General features: G+C 70.6%; 15 protein-coding genes. 7 read left to right on the forward strand and 8 right to left on the reverse strand.

Annotation, left to right across the window (positions count from 1 at the left end):
- Positions 1–90 precede the first annotated feature (90 nt).
- Entirely contained in the window at positions 91–495 is a 405-nt protein-coding gene (locus DEJ12_RS09415; protein ID WP_111024254.1) for a DUF1304 domain-containing protein, read from the reverse strand.
- A gap of 60 nt (positions 496–555) precedes the next feature.
- Between DEJ12_RS09415 and DEJ12_RS09420 the strand changes: the two genes are divergently transcribed.
- On the forward strand, positions 556–879 hold the full coding sequence (locus DEJ12_RS09420; RefSeq protein ID WP_111024253.1) for a chorismate mutase: 324 nt from the start codon (positions 556–558) through the stop codon (positions 877–879).
- A complete protein-coding gene (locus tag DEJ12_RS09425; protein WP_111029799.1) occupies positions 876–1,964 on the forward strand; it encodes a beta-propeller fold lactonase family protein in 1,089 nt (362 codons plus the stop codon). The genes DEJ12_RS09420 and DEJ12_RS09425 overlap by 4 nt, the downstream gene beginning before the upstream one ends.
- Before the next feature lie 16 nt (positions 1,965–1,980).
- On the opposite strand, the gene DEJ12_RS09430 is transcribed toward DEJ12_RS09425, so the two are convergent.
- Genes DEJ12_RS09430 through purS form a run of 4 tightly spaced genes read right to left on the reverse strand, consistent with a single transcriptional unit; the run spans position 1,981 to position 6,266 of the window.
- Entirely contained in the window at positions 1,981–2,901 is a 921-nt protein-coding gene (locus tag DEJ12_RS09430; RefSeq protein WP_111029800.1) for a 2-hydroxyacid dehydrogenase, read from the reverse strand.
- 13 nt (positions 2,902–2,914) lie between these two features.
- Positions 2,915–5,296 carry a phosphoribosylformylglycinamidine synthase subunit PurL gene (gene purL, locus DEJ12_RS09435; RefSeq protein ID WP_258370590.1) on the reverse strand — a complete coding sequence of 794 codons (2,382 nt, stop codon included), beginning with the start codon at positions 5,294–5,296 and terminating at the stop codon, positions 2,915–2,917.
- A 17-nt stretch (positions 5,297–5,313) separates the two neighbouring features.
- Positions 5,314–6,009 carry a phosphoribosylformylglycinamidine synthase subunit PurQ gene (purQ, locus tag DEJ12_RS09440; RefSeq protein ID WP_111029837.1) on the reverse strand — a complete coding sequence of 232 codons (696 nt, stop codon included), beginning with the start codon at positions 6,007–6,009 and terminating at the stop codon, positions 5,314–5,316.
- 5 nt (positions 6,010–6,014) lie between these two features.
- A complete protein-coding gene (gene purS / locus DEJ12_RS09445) occupies positions 6,015–6,266 on the reverse strand; it encodes a phosphoribosylformylglycinamidine synthase subunit PurS (RefSeq protein ID WP_017886272.1) in 252 nt (83 codons plus the stop codon).
- A 178-nt stretch (positions 6,267–6,444) separates the two neighbouring features.
- Between purS and DEJ12_RS09450 the strand changes: the two genes are divergently transcribed.
- Positions 6,445–7,053: a PadR family transcriptional regulator gene (locus DEJ12_RS09450; protein WP_181433132.1), complete on the forward strand. Its 609-nt coding sequence runs from the start codon at positions 6,445–6,447 to the stop codon at positions 7,051–7,053.
- On the forward strand, positions 7,050–8,594 hold the full coding sequence (locus DEJ12_RS09455) for a DHA2 family efflux MFS transporter permease subunit (protein ID WP_111029803.1): 1,545 nt from the start codon (positions 7,050–7,052) through the stop codon (positions 8,592–8,594). The genes DEJ12_RS09450 and DEJ12_RS09455 overlap by 4 nt, the downstream gene beginning before the upstream one ends.
- A 103-nt stretch (positions 8,595–8,697) precedes the next feature.
- Here DEJ12_RS09455 and DEJ12_RS09460 read toward each other — a convergent pair whose 3' ends face one another.
- Positions 8,698–9,519: a cytochrome c oxidase assembly protein gene (locus DEJ12_RS09460; protein WP_111029804.1), complete on the reverse strand. Its 822-nt coding sequence runs from the start codon at positions 9,517–9,519 to the stop codon at positions 8,698–8,700.
- Positions 9,520–9,685: 166 nt separating this feature from the next.
- Positions 9,686–10,999, reverse strand: a complete 1,314-nt coding sequence (locus DEJ12_RS09465) for an acyltransferase (RefSeq protein ID WP_111029805.1) — start codon at positions 10,997–10,999, stop codon at positions 9,686–9,688.
- A 169-nt stretch (positions 11,000–11,168) separates the two neighbouring features.
- On the opposite strand from DEJ12_RS09465, the gene DEJ12_RS09470 reads away from it, so the two are divergent.
- Both DEJ12_RS09470 and DEJ12_RS09475 read left to right on the forward strand, forming a co-directional pair.
- Entirely contained in the window at positions 11,169–11,675 is a 507-nt protein-coding gene (locus DEJ12_RS09470) for a Fur family transcriptional regulator (protein WP_258370589.1), read from the forward strand.
- A gap of 95 nt (positions 11,676–11,770) precedes the next feature.
- The gene (locus DEJ12_RS09475) at positions 11,771–13,288 is read left to right on the forward strand and encodes a catalase (protein WP_111029806.1); all 1,518 of its coding nucleotides are present in this window, start codon (positions 11,771–11,773) and stop codon (positions 13,286–13,288) included.
- A 76-nt stretch (positions 13,289–13,364) separates the two neighbouring features.
- On the opposite strand, the gene DEJ12_RS09480 is transcribed toward DEJ12_RS09475, so the two are convergent.
- The gene (locus tag DEJ12_RS09480; RefSeq protein WP_181433131.1) at positions 13,365–13,931 is read right to left on the reverse strand and encodes a GNAT family N-acetyltransferase; all 567 of its coding nucleotides are present in this window, start codon (positions 13,929–13,931) and stop codon (positions 13,365–13,367) included.
- 104 nt (positions 13,932–14,035) lie between these two features.
- Here DEJ12_RS09480 and DEJ12_RS09485 point away from each other — a divergent pair, with 104 nt between their 5' ends.
- On the forward strand, positions 14,036–14,320 hold the full coding sequence (locus DEJ12_RS09485; protein ID WP_111029808.1) for a hypothetical protein: 285 nt from the start codon (positions 14,036–14,038) through the stop codon (positions 14,318–14,320).
- The last annotated feature ends 2 nt before the right edge of the window (positions 14,321–14,322 follow it).

Here is a 14,322-nt window from a genome sequence, read left to right on the forward strand (position 1 = left end):
CACCGCTGGTCAGCACCGCGAAAGCGACAGGGTGCCGCCGATGTTCGGTGGCACCCTGTCGCTTTCGCAGTTCGGGCGAGGAGCGCGGGGCTAGACGCCGATGGTCGAGCCCAGCAGCGCGAAGAGCAGCGCGATCAGGGGGAGCGTGCCCTGCTTGAACGCGGAGTTGACGTACTTGCGACCCGAGCCGATCAGGATCACCGCGGCACCGAGCATGCTCGCGGTCGAGAACACCACGAGGGTCCAGCCGCTCACGGTGTTGCCGGCCAGCACGAGCACGACGCCGAGGATCGCCCCGATCGCCAGGAACAGGTTGTAGAAGCCCTGGTTGAAGGCGAGCGAACGGGTCGCCACGGCTTCGGTCTCGGAAGCGATGCCGAAGATCCGGCGCGCTTGCGGACTGGTCCAGATGACCGATTCGAGGAAGAAGATGTACACGTGGATGAGGCCCGCGAGGACCGCACAGACACCCGAGATCACCAGCAGGACCGACATGTGCACATTCTCGCAGCAGCGGGCCGGGTTCCGCTGCACGTCCGCCAGTAGGCTCGGACCATGAACGACGACGTCACCCTGTCCGAGGCCGACGCGAGCGCCGTCGCCGAACTGCGGAGCATCCGGCAGAGCATCGACAACATCGACGCCGCCGTCATCCACATGCTCGCGGAGCGCTTCAAGTACACGCAGCGCGTGGGGCACCTGAAGGCCGAGTCGGGCATGCCCGCCGCTGACCCGGACCGCGAACGGATCCAGGTCGCACGGCTCCGGTCGCTCGCCGCCGACTCCCACCTCGACCCCGCCTTCGCCGAGAAGTTCCTCAACTTCATCGTCGCCGAGGTCATCCACCACCACGAGCGCATCGCGGGCCGCGACGAATGAGCGCCGAGCTGCCGTCGCTGCTCATCGGGTCGTACACGGCGACCGGTGGCGGCAACGCCACGGGCATCTCGCTGGTCGACGCCGGGCCGGTCGGAGCCGTCCCGGCACCCCGGACCGTCGCGGTGCTCGACGACCCCTCGTTCCTCGCCGTCTCGGGTGACCGGGTCTACGCGGTCTCCGAGACGAACGACGGCGCCGTGTCGGCCTTCCGGCTGCAGGGCGGCGCACTCGAACACCTGTGGGACGCCCCTGCCGGCGGAGACGCCCCGTGCCACGTGCGGGTCGATCCCTCGGGCGCGCTCGTCGTCACGAACTACGTCTCGGGCACGGTCACGGCGATCTCCCTCGCGCCGGCCGAGTCACACGCCGCCTCGGTGACCGCCAGCGACGGCGTGGTGCTGCACGGGGACGCCGACCAGCGCTCGGTGCCGGCCGAGGCCGTCGCGGTCGCCGTGCTGCCCGATGCCACGGGCCCTGACGACGACCGCCAGGACGGCCCGCACGCCCACCAGTCGATCGCCACCCCGGACGGCACGGTGCTCGTCGCCGACCTCGGCGGCGATGCCCTGCACGAGTTCCGCGTCACGGTGTCGGCCGACGGGGTCCCCGACATCGACGCGCTCCGCGTGCACCACGTGACCCCCGGCGCCGGCCCGAGGCACATGGCCTGGATCGACGGTGACCTGCTCGTCGCCGGTGAGCTCGACGGGCACGTGCACCGGCTGCGCCGCGACGACTCCGGGCCGTTCGTGACGATCGCCGCCGTGCCGACGTTCGACGGTGCGGTGGGGGAGTCGCTGCTCAGCCACATCGAGGTCGACGAGGCCGGCCGCGTGTACGTGGCCGTGCGCGGGCGTGACCTGCTCGTGGTGCTCGACGCACGTGACGGCGGGCTCGCCGTCGTCGGGTCGGTGCCCTGCGGTGGGGTCTGGCCGCGACACTTCGCTCGCGTGCCCGGGTTCGTCCTGGTGGCGAACCAGATGTCCGACGCCGTCGCCGTGCTGCCGCTCGACGCCGAGGGCATGCCCGGCGAAGCCGTCGCACAGATCCCGGTCGGCACCCCGACCTGCGTCGTCCCGCTCTGACGCCGGGAACAGCCGGCTAGAACTCGATCAGGTTCTCGAACGGGCGACCCTCGGCCAGCGCCGCGACCTGCTTGCGCATCAGCTCGATCGACCGCGGCACGCTCAGGTCGGTGTTGCCGCCGACGTGCGGGGTGAGCACGGTGTTCGGCGTCGTCCAGAGCGGGTGTCCGGCGGGCAGGGGCTCCGGGTCGGTGACGTCGAGGGCCGCGAACAGCCGCTCCGACCGCAGCTCGGCGACCAGGGCGTCGGTGTCGACGACCTTGCCGCGCGCCACGTTCACCACGAGGGCGCCGTCCGGCAGCGCCGCGAGCAGCTCCGCGTCGACCAGGCGTTCGGTCTCGGCGGTGAGCGGCGCGATGAGCACGAGCACGTCGGTCGTCGGGGCGAGCTCGGGCAGCTCACCGAACGCGTGCACGTGCCGGCCGTCCTGCTCGCGAGCGGTCCGGGCGACCACGGTCACCTCGGTGCGGAACGCCTCGAACCGGGTGGCGATCGCGGACCCGATCGCCCCGTAGCCGACGACGGTCACCCGGCGGTCGGCGAGCGATCGGGTCTCGCGGGCGTCCCAGACGCCGTTGGAACGGTCGACCTGGAACGCCGAGATCTCACGGAGCGACGTCAGCGCGAGGCCGACCGCGAGCTCGGCGGTCTCGTCGTCGTGGATGCCGCGACCGTTCGCCAGCTGCGCATGCCCGGGCACGTGCGGGACGGCGTGCTCGTACCCGGCGCTCGGCAGCTGCAGCAGCTGGAGCTCGGGCAGGTCGTGCACGAACTGCCAGCGGTGCCGCCCCTCGAAGTAGAACGGCAAGAACGTGATCGCGACGTCGTCCGGGCGACCGTACGGCGACTCGACGTCCCAGACGTCCAGCTCGATGCCGTCCGGCACGGGGCCGAACCGGTCGACGAGCTCGGCGAAGGGCAGGGTGACGATCGGCATCCGCGACCCGGGCCTAGGCGTCGGTGCGCGGCGAGAAGGCACCGTCGGAGTCGAGCGGCCCGCGGCCGACGTACCCCTCGGTGACGTCCTCGACGATCACGTCGCCGAAGCGGGCCGGCAGCGTCGCGGCGTGGGTGCCGCGCAGCTCGTCGACCGTGGCCTCGAACGCGCCCTGGACCTCGAGCGCGCTCGACGTCGCGTCGGTCACGCCGATGCGCAGCACCGGGAAGCCCCGGCCGTCGCACATGCCCTGGAACCGCACGTCGTCCTCGCGGCGGACGGTCACGATGACGCGACCGGTCGACTCGGAGAACAGCGCCGTCGCGGTGTCGATGCCGTCGCGGGTCTCGAGCTCGTCGAGGACCACGCGGGCGCCGATGCCGAAGCGGAGCACCGACTCGGCGAGGGACTGGCCGAGGCCACCGTCCGCCAGGTCGTGCGCGCTGGTGAGCAGCTGCTCGCCGGACGCCGCGTACAGCAGTTCGGCGAGGGCCTTCTCGCGCTCGAGGTCGACCGCCGGCGGACGCCCGCCCAGGTGCCCGTGCACGGTGCCGGCCCACGCGGAGCCGTCGAGCTCGAGGCTCGTGGTGCCGAGCAGGTAGATGTTGTGGCCGTCGTCCTGCCACCCGGACGGCACGCGCTTGGCGACGTCGTCGATGATCCCGAGCACGCCGACGACGGGCGTCGGGTGGATCGGGGTCGAGCCGGTCTGGTTGTAGAACGACACGTTGCCGCCGGTGACCGGGATGCCGAGCTCCATGCAGCCGTCGGCCAGGCCCTCGACCGCCTCGGAGAACTGCCACATGACCTCGGGGTTCTCGGGGGAGCCGAAGTTCAGGCAGTCGGTGACGGCGGCGGGGACGGCACCGGTGACGGCGACGTTGCGGTAGGCCTCGGCCAGGGCCAGACGTGCACCCTGCTTCGGGTCGAGCTGGCAGTAGCGGCCGTTCGCGTCGGTGGCGATGGCGACACCGAGCCCGGTCTCCTCGTCGACGCGGATCATGCCGCCGTCGTCGGGGAAGGACAGCGCGGTGTTGCCGAGCACGTAGGTGTCGTACTGGTTCGTGACCCAGTTCTTCGACGCCAGGTTCGGCGAACCGAGCAGGCTGAGGAACTGCGCCTTCAGCGCGGGGCCGTCGGCCGGTCGGTCGAGCGAGGCGGCGGTGTCGGCCTGCAGCGCGTCGATCCAGGTCGGGTAGGCGACCGGGCGGTCGTAGACCGGGCCGTCGACGGCGACGGTGCGCGGGTCGACGTTCACGATCTCCTGGCCCTGCCAGTCGATGACGAGTCGGCCGGTGCCGGTGACCTCGCCGAGCACGCTGGTCTCGACCTCCCACTTGCCGACGACGGCCAGGAACTCGTCGAGCTTGTCGGGGCGGACGACCGCCATCATGCGCTCCTGGCTCTCCGACATCAGGATCTCTTCGGCGGTGAGCGTGGGGTCGCGGAGCAGGACGTCGTCGAGCGAGATGTGCATGCCGCCGTCACCGTTGCTCGCGAGCTCCGAGGTGGCGCAGGAGATGCCCGCGGCGCCGAGGTCCTGGATGCCCTCGACCAGGTCCTTCTGGAACAGCTCGAGGCAGCACTCGATCAGGACCTTCTCGGCGAAGGGGTCGCCGACCTGCACGGCCGGACGCTTGGTCGGCCCGCCCTCGGTGAAGGTGTCGGACGCCAGGATCGACGCGCCGCCGATGCCGTCGCCACCGGTGCGGGCACCGAACAGGACGACCTTGTTGCCGGCACCGGAGGCGTTCGCCAGGTGCAGGTCCTCGTGGCGCAGGACGCCGACCGCGAGGGCGTTGACCAGCGGGTTGCCCTGGTACACCGGGTCGAAGTAGGTCTCGCCGCCGATGTTCGGCAGGCCGAGGCAGTTGCCGTAGAACGAGATGCCCCCGACGACGCCGTGCACGACGCGTGCGGTGTCCTCGTGGTCGATCGCGCCGAAGCGGAGCTGGTCCATCACGGCGACGGGGCGGGCGCCCATCGAGATGATGTCGCGGACGATGCCGCCGACACCGGTGGCCGCGCCCTGGTACGGCTCGACGTAGGACGGGTGGTTGTGCGACTCGACCTTGAAGGTCACCGCCCAGCCGTTGCCGACGTCGACGACACCGGCGTTCTCGCCCATGCCGACCATCAGGTTCTTCGTCATCTCCGGCGTGACCTTCTTGCCGAACTGACGGAGGTAGTTCTTCGAGGACTTGTAGGAGCAGTGCTCGCTCCACATCACCGAGTACATCGCGAGCTCGCCCGAGGTGGGGCGGCGGCCGAGGATCTCCTTGATGCGGGCGTACTCGTCCGGCTTCAGGCCCAGCGCGTCGTACGGCTGCTCCTTGTCGGGGGTGGCTGCCGCGTCCTGCACGGTGTCGGGCTTCGGGCGAACGGGTGTCGTCACGGTGTCGTTGTTCCCTGTCACTTGACGAGCGCGTGCTCGATCACGGAGGTGAAGAAGGTCAGGCCGTCGGTACCCGAGGCCATCGCAGCGGGGGTGTCCGGGCCGAAGCCGGCCTCGGTCGCGTGCTCGGGGTGCGGCATCAGGCCGACGACGTTGCCGCGCTCGTTCGAGACGCCGGCGATGTCGTCGATGGAGCCGTTCGGGTTCACGCCGACGTAGCGGAACACGACCTGGCCGTTGTCCTCGATGCGCTTGATGGTGTCGGCGTCCGCGACGAAGCGGCCGTCGGCGTTCTTCAGCGGGATGGTGATCTCCTGCTGGGCGCTGAAGCCGGAGGTCCAGGCGGTCGCGGTGGTCTCGACGCGGAGCTTCTGGTCGCGGCGGATGAACTGCTGGTGCGCGTTGCGGGTGTGCGCTCCGGGGACCAGACGGGCCTCGGCCAGCATCTGGAACCCGTTGCAGATGCCGAGCACGGGCATGCCCTTGCCGGCGGCGTCGATGACCTCGGCCATGATCGGGGCCTTCGCGGCGATCGCGCCGGCACGGAGGTAGTCGCCGTACGAGAACCCACCGGGCAGCACGATGGCGTCGACGCCCTGCAGGTCGTGTTCGCCGTGCCAGAGGGCGACGGGGTCGGCACCGGCGAGACGGACGGCGCGCTGGGCGTCGCGGTCGTCGAGCGAGCCGGGGAACGTGATGACGCCGATGCGCATCCGGGTCACTGGCCTTCGACGGTCACGGACACGACGTCCTCGATGACCGCGTTCGAGAAGACGTCGGCTGCGATGTCGCGGACCTCGGCGAGCTTGGCGTCGTCGACGGGGCCGTCGACGGTCACCTCGAAGCGCTTGCCGATGCGGACGTTGGTCAGGTCGGCCTTGCCGAGGCGGGCCAGGGCGTTGCCCACGGCCTTCCCCTGGGGGTCGAGGATCTCGGCCTTGGGCATGACCTCGACGACGATCGTTGGCACGTGTTCTCTCCAGCACTTCAGGGGTGGGGGGACGCGACCAGTCTACGGGGCGCGCGCGACACGCCGGGACGGCCACGGGCCTCCAGACCGGCCCGTGCTGTGCGGTTGTTCATGTCTGTTCCAACGCGTATATTCTACTTCGAATAGTCAACAACGAACAAGCGGACTGGAGGCACGTGTGCCGTCGCTCACGCCACTCGCGTTCGCCGCGCTCGGGCTCCTGGCCGAGGGGCCGACGCATCCCTACGAGATGTTCCAGACGATGACGCACCGCCGGGACGGCCGGAACGTCAAGGTCCGGCCCGGCACCCTGTACCACCAGGTCGGCCGCCTGGTGGAGCTCGGCCTCGCCGAGGTCGTGGGGACCGACCGGGCGGGCAACCGTCCGGAACGCACCACCTACGCCATCACGGACGAGGGGTGGACGGCCCTGCACGACGGGCTCGTCCGGCTGATCGCCGAACCGGCCGAGGAGTACCCCGTCTTCCACCTGGCCGTCGCCGAGATCGAGAACCTGTCGGTCGACGAGGCCGAGTCCGCACTCCGGGCACGGGCCGTCGCACTCCGGGCCCAGCGCGACGAGACGGACGAGATCCTCGGGGTCGTCCGTGCCAAGGACCTGCCCGAGCGGTACTGGCTCGACGTGTCGTACGTGCGTGCCATGCTCACGACGCAGATCGAGTGGCTCGCCGCCACGGCCGACCGGATCGCCGCCGGCCACATCTCCTGGGACGCCTCCGTCGCGTCCGCAGACACCACCACGAACAGCAAGGAAACCACTCGATGACCACCGTCACGCCTCCGCGGACGACCGAGAAGAAGCCGTGGCCTGCCCTGTGGGCACTCGTCGTCGGGTTCTTCATGATCCTCGTCGACTCGACCATCGTGTCGGTCGCCACCCCCACCATCGCCCAGAAGCTCGACGCGGACATCAACTCCGTGATCTGGGTGACGAGCGCCTACCTGCTCGCCTACGCCGTGCCGCTGCTCATCACCGGCCGGCTCGGTGACCGCTTCGGCCCGAAGGTCATGTACCAGATCGGCCTCGTGGTCTTCACGCTCGCCAGCCTGTGGTGCGGCCTGGCCGGCTCGATCGAGGTGCTGATCGTCGCCCGCGTCGTGCAGGGTCTCGGCGCCGCGATGATGAGCCCGCAGACCATGTCGGTCATCACGCGCATCTTCCCGCCGCAGAACCGCGGCGCGGCCATGGGCCTCTGGGGCGCCGTCGCCGGTGTCGCGTCGCTCGTCGGCCCGATCGTGGGCGGCCTGCTCGTCGACGGCTTCGGCTGGGAGTGGATCTTCTTCGTGAACGTCCCCGTCGGTGTCGTCGCGTTCGTGCTCGCGCAGCGCTTCGTCCCGTCGTTCGAGCGGCACGGACACCGCTTCGACTACCTCGGCATCTTCCTGTCGGCAGCGGGCCTGTTCCTGCTCGTCTTCGGCATCCAGGAGGGCGAGACCTACGACTGGGGCGTCATCGCCGGCCCGATCTCGGTGTGGTCGCTCATCATCGTCGGCCTCGTGGTGCTCGCCGGCTTCGTCGTCTGGCAGGGCGTGCAGAAGGGCGAGCCGCTGCTGCCGCTCGGCCTGTTCAAGGACCGCAACTTCACGCTGGCCAACGTCGCCATCACGGCCGTCGGTGTCGCGATCGCCTCGTTCGCGCTGCCGATCATGCTGTGGGCCCAGGACGTCCTGCGCTTCTCGCCGACCCAGGCCGCACTGCTCCTCGTGCCGCAGGCCGTGCTGTCCGCCGCACTCGCGCCGATCGTCGGCAAGAACCTGAACCGCTGGAACCCGCGCTGGGTCGCCTCGTTCGGGCTCGCCTGCTTCTCGGTCGGCCTGTTCTGGTTCGGCGCCCTGCTGTCGAGCGGTGCCGAGTGGGGCTGGGTGCTCCTGCCGAGCGCGCTCCTCGGCCTCGCCAACGCCTGCATGTGGGGACCGCTGTCCGTCTCGGCGACGCGCAACCTGCCGCCGAAGCTGGCCGGTGCCGGCTCGGGCGTCTACAACACCACTCGCCAGATCGGTGCGGTGCTCGGTTCCGCCGGCATCGCCGCCCTGATGGAGGCCCGGATCACCGCGAACTTCCCGGCGTCGTCCGGTGGGGCCTCGGCCGGTGGCGCGGAGCAGCAGGTCGGCGCACTGCCGGGCTTCCTGCTCGAGCCGTTCTCCAAGGCCATGGGTGAGTCGCTCTACCTGCCGGCGATCGTGCTGATCGTGGCCATCGTCGCGGCACTGTTCCTGGCGAAGCCGAAGCAGACCGTCGCGTGGCAGCAGACCGGCTCGGTCACCACGCAGCCCGACGCCGAGCCCGCGGGGGCCCCGTCGAAGTAGGGCACGAGCGTTTCGGCGCCCAACGAGTGAGCAGAAGAAGTCGAGTCACCTCCGGGTACTCGACTTCTTCTGCTCACTCGTGTCGGGGACTCACCCCCGCCCGTCAACTGCGGCGCTGCAGGTGCGCTCGGGTGAGTTCGTCCATCTGCTCGTCGGTCAGGGCGTCGACGTCCCGGGCCTCGCGGCGGTCGGTCCGCTGCCACCGGATGAACAGGGCGACGAGCACGGGGATGTCCGCCACCTCGGCGATGAACCACAGCAGGTCGCCCGCCAGGTGCTGGTCCTGCAGGGGCGACGGGTACCAGGCCCGCCCGACCACCGGCACGAGGGACCCGTCGAGCACGTGGTTCGTGATCCGCAGCACGATGCCGGGCACCGCGTCGACGACGAGCTCGACGAACGCGAGCAGGAACTCGGCCGTGGCGAACGTCGACGAGACGAGCACGCCGACCTCGGACAGCGGCGCGAGCAGGCCGAACCCGAGTGCCGGCACGGTCACGGTGATGACGGCGGCCCAGGCGGGGGACTCCCGGATCACCGCCGAGAACGGGGTGAGCAGGACGGCGAACAGCGCGAGCGCGACCAGCGGGGCGACGATCGCGTTGCCGAGCAGGCGCACCGGTCGTGACCCCATGGCCGCGTCGGCGACCTGCGCAAGGCGAGCCGGGCCTCCGATCCGGAGCAGTGCGACGGGCGCACCGAGCGCGGCGAAGGTGGGGACCGCGAAGAACAGCAGGGCGGCCCGCAGGACGAACGCCCAGCGCAACCGCTCGTCGTCGACACCGACGATGCCGAACTGCAGGACGCCGAACAGCACGAGCGCCGTGGCGAAGGCGAGCGTGCGCCACCACGGCCAGCGGGCACCCCATCGAGCCGCGCCGACGACCCACCGGCCGTAGGCGACCGCGGCGACGACGAGGAGCACCGCCGCCAGGGGGTCGAACCGCCAGGTGCTCCAGAACTCGGGTGTCGACGGCGTGGGGAGCCTCCTGGGGATCAGGCGGACTCGTCCTTCGCGCCGCCGGAGCCATCCTCCGCCCGCCCGACGGCCACCGGGGGTCCGTCGTGGCCCCGCGACGGTGAGAACCGGTTCAGATCCGGGCGACCCCGGGTGCCGGGACGGTCCGTGACAGCAGCCAGACGCCCACCGGTACGGCCACGGCGCCGACGAGCGCGACGCCGAACGACAGGTGCAGCTGCATCACGAGGAACGCCGGGCCGATCGTGCAGAGGGCGGCGACCGCGACGACCGGCCACGACGGACGGTCGGCCGACGGCAGCAGCCGGGGGAGCGGCCGGTCGAACCAGCGCAGGGCCCGGGCCACCCCGATCGCGACGGCGAGCACCACCACGACTGCGACGATGCGCGACGCCCACCACGGACCGGAGCCCGGCGCCGGGAACGGCACCCCGACGAGCAGGGCGATGCCGTTCAGCGCGATGAACAGCGGCAGGTGCCACAGGTAGATGGTCATGCCGTCGCGGCCGAGGACGAACACGGCCCCGAGGGCGGCCCGCGTGCGCATCAGCCGGGTGAGCGGAGCGTGCACGAGCTGGACCAGGCAGGCCTGTGCGATCGCCAGGAACGCCAGCGGGAGCATCGGCGGGTTGAGGTCCTGCAGCATGTCCGGCGCCCAGAGCCCGACCGAGGTCATCGGCACGAGCACGGCGTACGCGGCGACGGCGATGGCCAGCAGGAGCACCTTCGACCGGCGAGCGAACCACCCGTCGGCCCAGAGGAACCCGAGCTGCTGCGCGAAGAGCCACACCGGCCCGAGGTTGAGCAGCCCGACCTCGGCGACCCCGGTGGCCAGGCGGACGGCGTCGACCGCCCCGGCGAGCACGAGCAGCACGGCGAGGGTGGCCCACGGTGCTCGCTCGTGCAGGCGCATCATCACGGGGACGCAGCACTGGGTGATGCCGTAGGCCGCCAGGAACCAGAGCGGCGAACCGATGCCGAACGCGACCTCGGCCAGGAGCTCCGGCGGCGTGCCAGCGGCCGTGGCGACCCCGAGCCCGAGCGCGAGGAACACGAACAGCGGCACCGCGGGCCGGAACAGCCGCACCAGGCGGGTGGCCAGGTAGTCGCGGGCGGGGCTCGGCGCACCACGGGCGACGGTGCTGCGCCAGCCGACGGCACTCGCGAACCCGCCGACCACGAAGAACAGCGGCATCACCTGCCCGACCCAGGTGGCAGCGACGTACCAGGGGAGTTCCTGCAGCGGGCTCGTGACCCGCACCCCCTGGTCATCGGCGGCGACGCCGACCATCGTGACGTGCACGATGACGACGAGGACGACGCAGGCCGTCCGGATGAGGTCGACGACCAGGTCCCGCTTCGCGATGATCCCCCGGACGTCCGCGGTGCTGTTCGCCTGTTCAGGCAGACCCTGGCTCGTGGACATGTCCGGACGTTAGCGTGCGGAACGGTCGGTCCAGTGTCGTCCCAGCTGATCGCGACCGGATCGTGACACTTCGTATTCCGGTGGCGGCATGCGTCACCTCGCTGGTCGGCAGCAGAAGCTCGTGTACAGTGAACGCGTTGTCTTGATTCCTGCAAAAGAAAGGCTCAGCATGGACGCCGACGCCGATCTGCTCCGTTCCTCGGGGCTCCGGGTCACGACCCCGCGACTCGCGGTGCTCCGAGCGACCGACTCGATGCCGCACGCCACCGCGGACGACATCGTCACCGCGCTCGCCGTGGAGCTGCCGACCACCAGTCACCAGGCCGTCTACGGCGTGCTGAACGCCCTGACCGGCGTCGGGCTCGTCCGCCGCATCGAACCGGCCGGCAGCCCCGCGCGGTACGAGCGCCGCACCGGTGACAACCACCACCACATCGTCTGCACCCTGTGCGGCGCGATCGAGGACGTCGACTGTGCGGTCGGCCACTCGCCCTGCCTGACGCCGTCCGAGACCCACGGCTTCGCGGTCACCACCGCCGAGGTCACCTACTGGGGCATCTGCGAACGCTGCACAGCGGCAGAGCGCGACGACGCGGAACACGACGACGCAGAGCGCGATCACCCAGACGCGCCCGACGAGAGCGCGCAGGCACCCGGCGCCCCCACGCCCGCCTGACGGCGACCGCCCACCGCACCGGCCGCACGGCGCGCCGGACCCCGAACCACCCGAGCACCCCTGACCGAACCAACGTCCCACCTCCAGGAGGAACCGTGTCCGACCAGAACACGCCGACCGGCACCCCGACCACCACGACCAACAGCGGCGCACCCGTCTCGAGCGACGAGCACTCGATGGGCGTCGGGGCCGACGGCCCCCTCGCGCTGCACGACCACTACCTGGTCGAGAAGCTCGCCCAGTTCAACCGCGAGCGTGTCCCGGAGCGGGTCGTGCACGCCAAGGGCGGCGGCGCCTTCGGTACCTTCACCGTCACGCAGGACATCTCGCGCTTCACCCGTGCCGCGTTCCTGCAGCCGGGCAAGCAGACCGAGATGCTGGCCCGCTTCTCCTCCGTCGCTGGTGAGCAGGGCTCCCCGGACACCTGGCGCGACCCCCGCGGCTTCGCGCTGAAGTTCTACACCGAAGAGGGCAACTACGACCTCGTGGGCAACAACACCCCGGTGTTCTTCATCCGCGACGGCATCAAGTTCCCCGACTTCATCCGTTCGCAGAAGCGCCTGCCGGGTTCGCACCTGCGCGACCACGACATGCAGTGGGACTTCTGGACCCTGTCGCCCGAGTCGGCGCACCAGGTCACGTGGCTGATGGGCGACCGTGGCCTGCCTGCGAGCTGGCGCGAGATGGACGGCTTCGGCTCGCACACCTACCAGTGGATCAACGCCGAGGGCGAGCGCTTCTGGGTGAAGTACCACTTCATCACCGAGCAGGGCCACAAGACCCTGACGCAGGAGGACGCCGACCGCATCGCCGGTGAGGACGCGGACTTCCACATCCGTGACCTGCACGCCGCGATCGAGCGTCAGGACTTCCCGCGCTGGACCCTCAAGGTGCAGGTCATGCCCTACGAGGACGCAGCGACCTACCGCTTCAACCCGTTCGACCTGACGAAGGTGTGGCCGCACGCGGACTACCCGCTCATCGAGGTCGGCACGATGGAGCTCAACCGCAACCCGGAGAACTACTTCGCGCAGATCGAGCAGGCGACCTTCGCCCCCTCGAACTTCGTGCCCGGCATCGCGGCGAGCCCGGACAAGATGCTCCTGGCGCGCATCTTCAGCTACGCGGACGCACACCGCTACCGCGTCGGCACGAACCACGCCCAGCTGCCGGTGAACGCCCCGAAGAACGAGGTCCACTCGTACTCGAAGGACGGCGGCATGCGCTTCGACTTCCAGAAGTCCGAGGTGCCGGTGTACGCGCCGAACTCGCTCGGTGGTGCGCACGCCGACCCGAACGCGACCGACGACGCCCCGGGCTGGGAGTCCGACGGTGCGCTGCAGCGTTCCGCCGCGACCCTGCACCCGGAGGACGACGACTTCGGCCAGGCCGGCACGCTCGTCCGCGAGGTCCTGGACGACGCCGCCCGTGAGCGCCTGGTCGGCAACATCGCCGGTCACGTCTCGAAGGTGACGCGCGACGACCTGCGCGAGCGCGTGTTCGCCTACTGGACGAACGTCGACGCCGACCTGGGTGCGCGCGTGCGCGCCGCGGTCGCGCCGAGCGCGCCGGGCTCCAACGAGGACCCGGAGAAGGTCGCGGTCGAGGCGTAAGCCCCGCTTGACGACCTGACGGACAGGAGGCCCGGTACCAGCTGGTACCGGGCCTCCTGTCCGTTGGTCGGTGCGTCTAGACCTGCTGGCCGTTGAGCCAGATCGGGCCAGCGGGCCAGTCCTCGAGCTGCGCTGCCACCGGCAGCGCCATCCAGCCGCCCTGCTCGGTGTTGCTGACGCCCGCGCCCTCGGCGGTGAACGCCGAGAAGGTGCCGACGGCCTCGGGGAACTCGTGCCAGCCGAGCTTCGCGTAGAAGGGGATGCGGTCCTCGCCCGCGCCGAGGAACCCGAAGGGGACGCGGAGTCCCTCGAGGACCGCCGTGGTCCGGGTCATCAGCTCGCGGCCGACGCCGGTGCCCTGCAGTCGGGGCGACACGGCGACCAGGCCGGTGTCGCCGACCAGGACGTCTTCGCCGCCGACGGAGATGTACATGCGGCGGATGCCGACGTGGGCCAGGACGACCCCGTCGGCGTCGTGCGCGAGCACCCGGCGTTCCGGCTGCATGCCGGACCAGCTCCGGCCGCCCACGTACCAGTGCGACCAGTCGGGGAAGGCCTGCCCGAGCAGCGCTGCGATCGCTTCGTGGTCGGGGAGCGACAGCGTGCTCTCCTCGACCACCTCCCACCGGATGTCGTCAGTCACGGGTCCATCCTGCACGGAAGTGGTGGTGATCGTTGCGTTCTCGTACCGACCGGTAATACGTTAACGGTGACATCTGGGCGATGTCGCAACGAAAGGGGAGATCGATGTCGATCAAGAACGTCGTACTGGGTGCGGTCGTGCTGGGGAGTGTCGTGGGCGGCGGGATCGCGGTGGACACCGTGACGGCGCCGGAGGCGAGTGCGGCGACGTGCTGGCGGAAGGTGACGCAGAGCACGGGCTTCAACGATTCGGGGTGTGGTCGCGCTCAGCACTTCAACCGTCTGCGGAGCGGGACGATGAAGTGGGGGAACGTGGTCGGTGGCAACAAGTGGTCCTACCAGGCCGCCTGCTGGACCAACATCGCCCAGTACGGCATGACCCGGGCCTGACG

The organism is Curtobacterium sp. MCLR17_059 (assembly GCF_003234665.1).
In the GTDB taxonomy this organism is placed as follows: domain Bacteria; phylum Actinomycetota; class Actinomycetes; order Actinomycetales; family Microbacteriaceae; genus Curtobacterium; species Curtobacterium flaccumfaciens.

Coding starts and splice junctions, on each gene's coding strand:
- DEJ12_RS09425 (WP_111029799.1), top strand. CDS start 876: ATGAGCGCCGAGCTGCCGTCGCTGCTCATCGGGTCGTACACGGCGACC.
- DEJ12_RS09415 (WP_111024254.1), bottom strand. CDS start 495: ATGTCGGTCCTGCTGGTGATCTCGGGTGTCTGTGCGGTCCTCGCGGGC.
- DEJ12_RS09455 (WP_111029803.1), top strand. CDS start 7,050: ATGACCACCGTCACGCCTCCGCGGACGACCGAGAAGAAGCCGTGGCCT.
- purQ (WP_111029837.1), bottom strand. CDS start 6,009: ATGCGCATCGGCGTCATCACGTTCCCCGGCTCGCTCGACGACCGCGAC.
- DEJ12_RS09420 (WP_111024253.1), top strand. CDS start 556: ATGAACGACGACGTCACCCTGTCCGAGGCCGACGCGAGCGCCGTCGCC.
- DEJ12_RS09485 (WP_111029808.1), top strand. CDS start 14,036: ATGTCGATCAAGAACGTCGTACTGGGTGCGGTCGTGCTGGGGAGTGTC.
- DEJ12_RS09470 (WP_258370589.1), top strand. CDS start 11,169: ATGGACGCCGACGCCGATCTGCTCCGTTCCTCGGGGCTCCGGGTCACG.
- DEJ12_RS09465 (WP_111029805.1), bottom strand. CDS start 10,999: ATGTCCACGAGCCAGGGTCTGCCTGAACAGGCGAACAGCACCGCGGAC.
- DEJ12_RS09430 (WP_111029800.1), bottom strand. CDS start 2,901: ATGCCGATCGTCACCCTGCCCTTCGCCGAGCTCGTCGACCGGTTCGGC.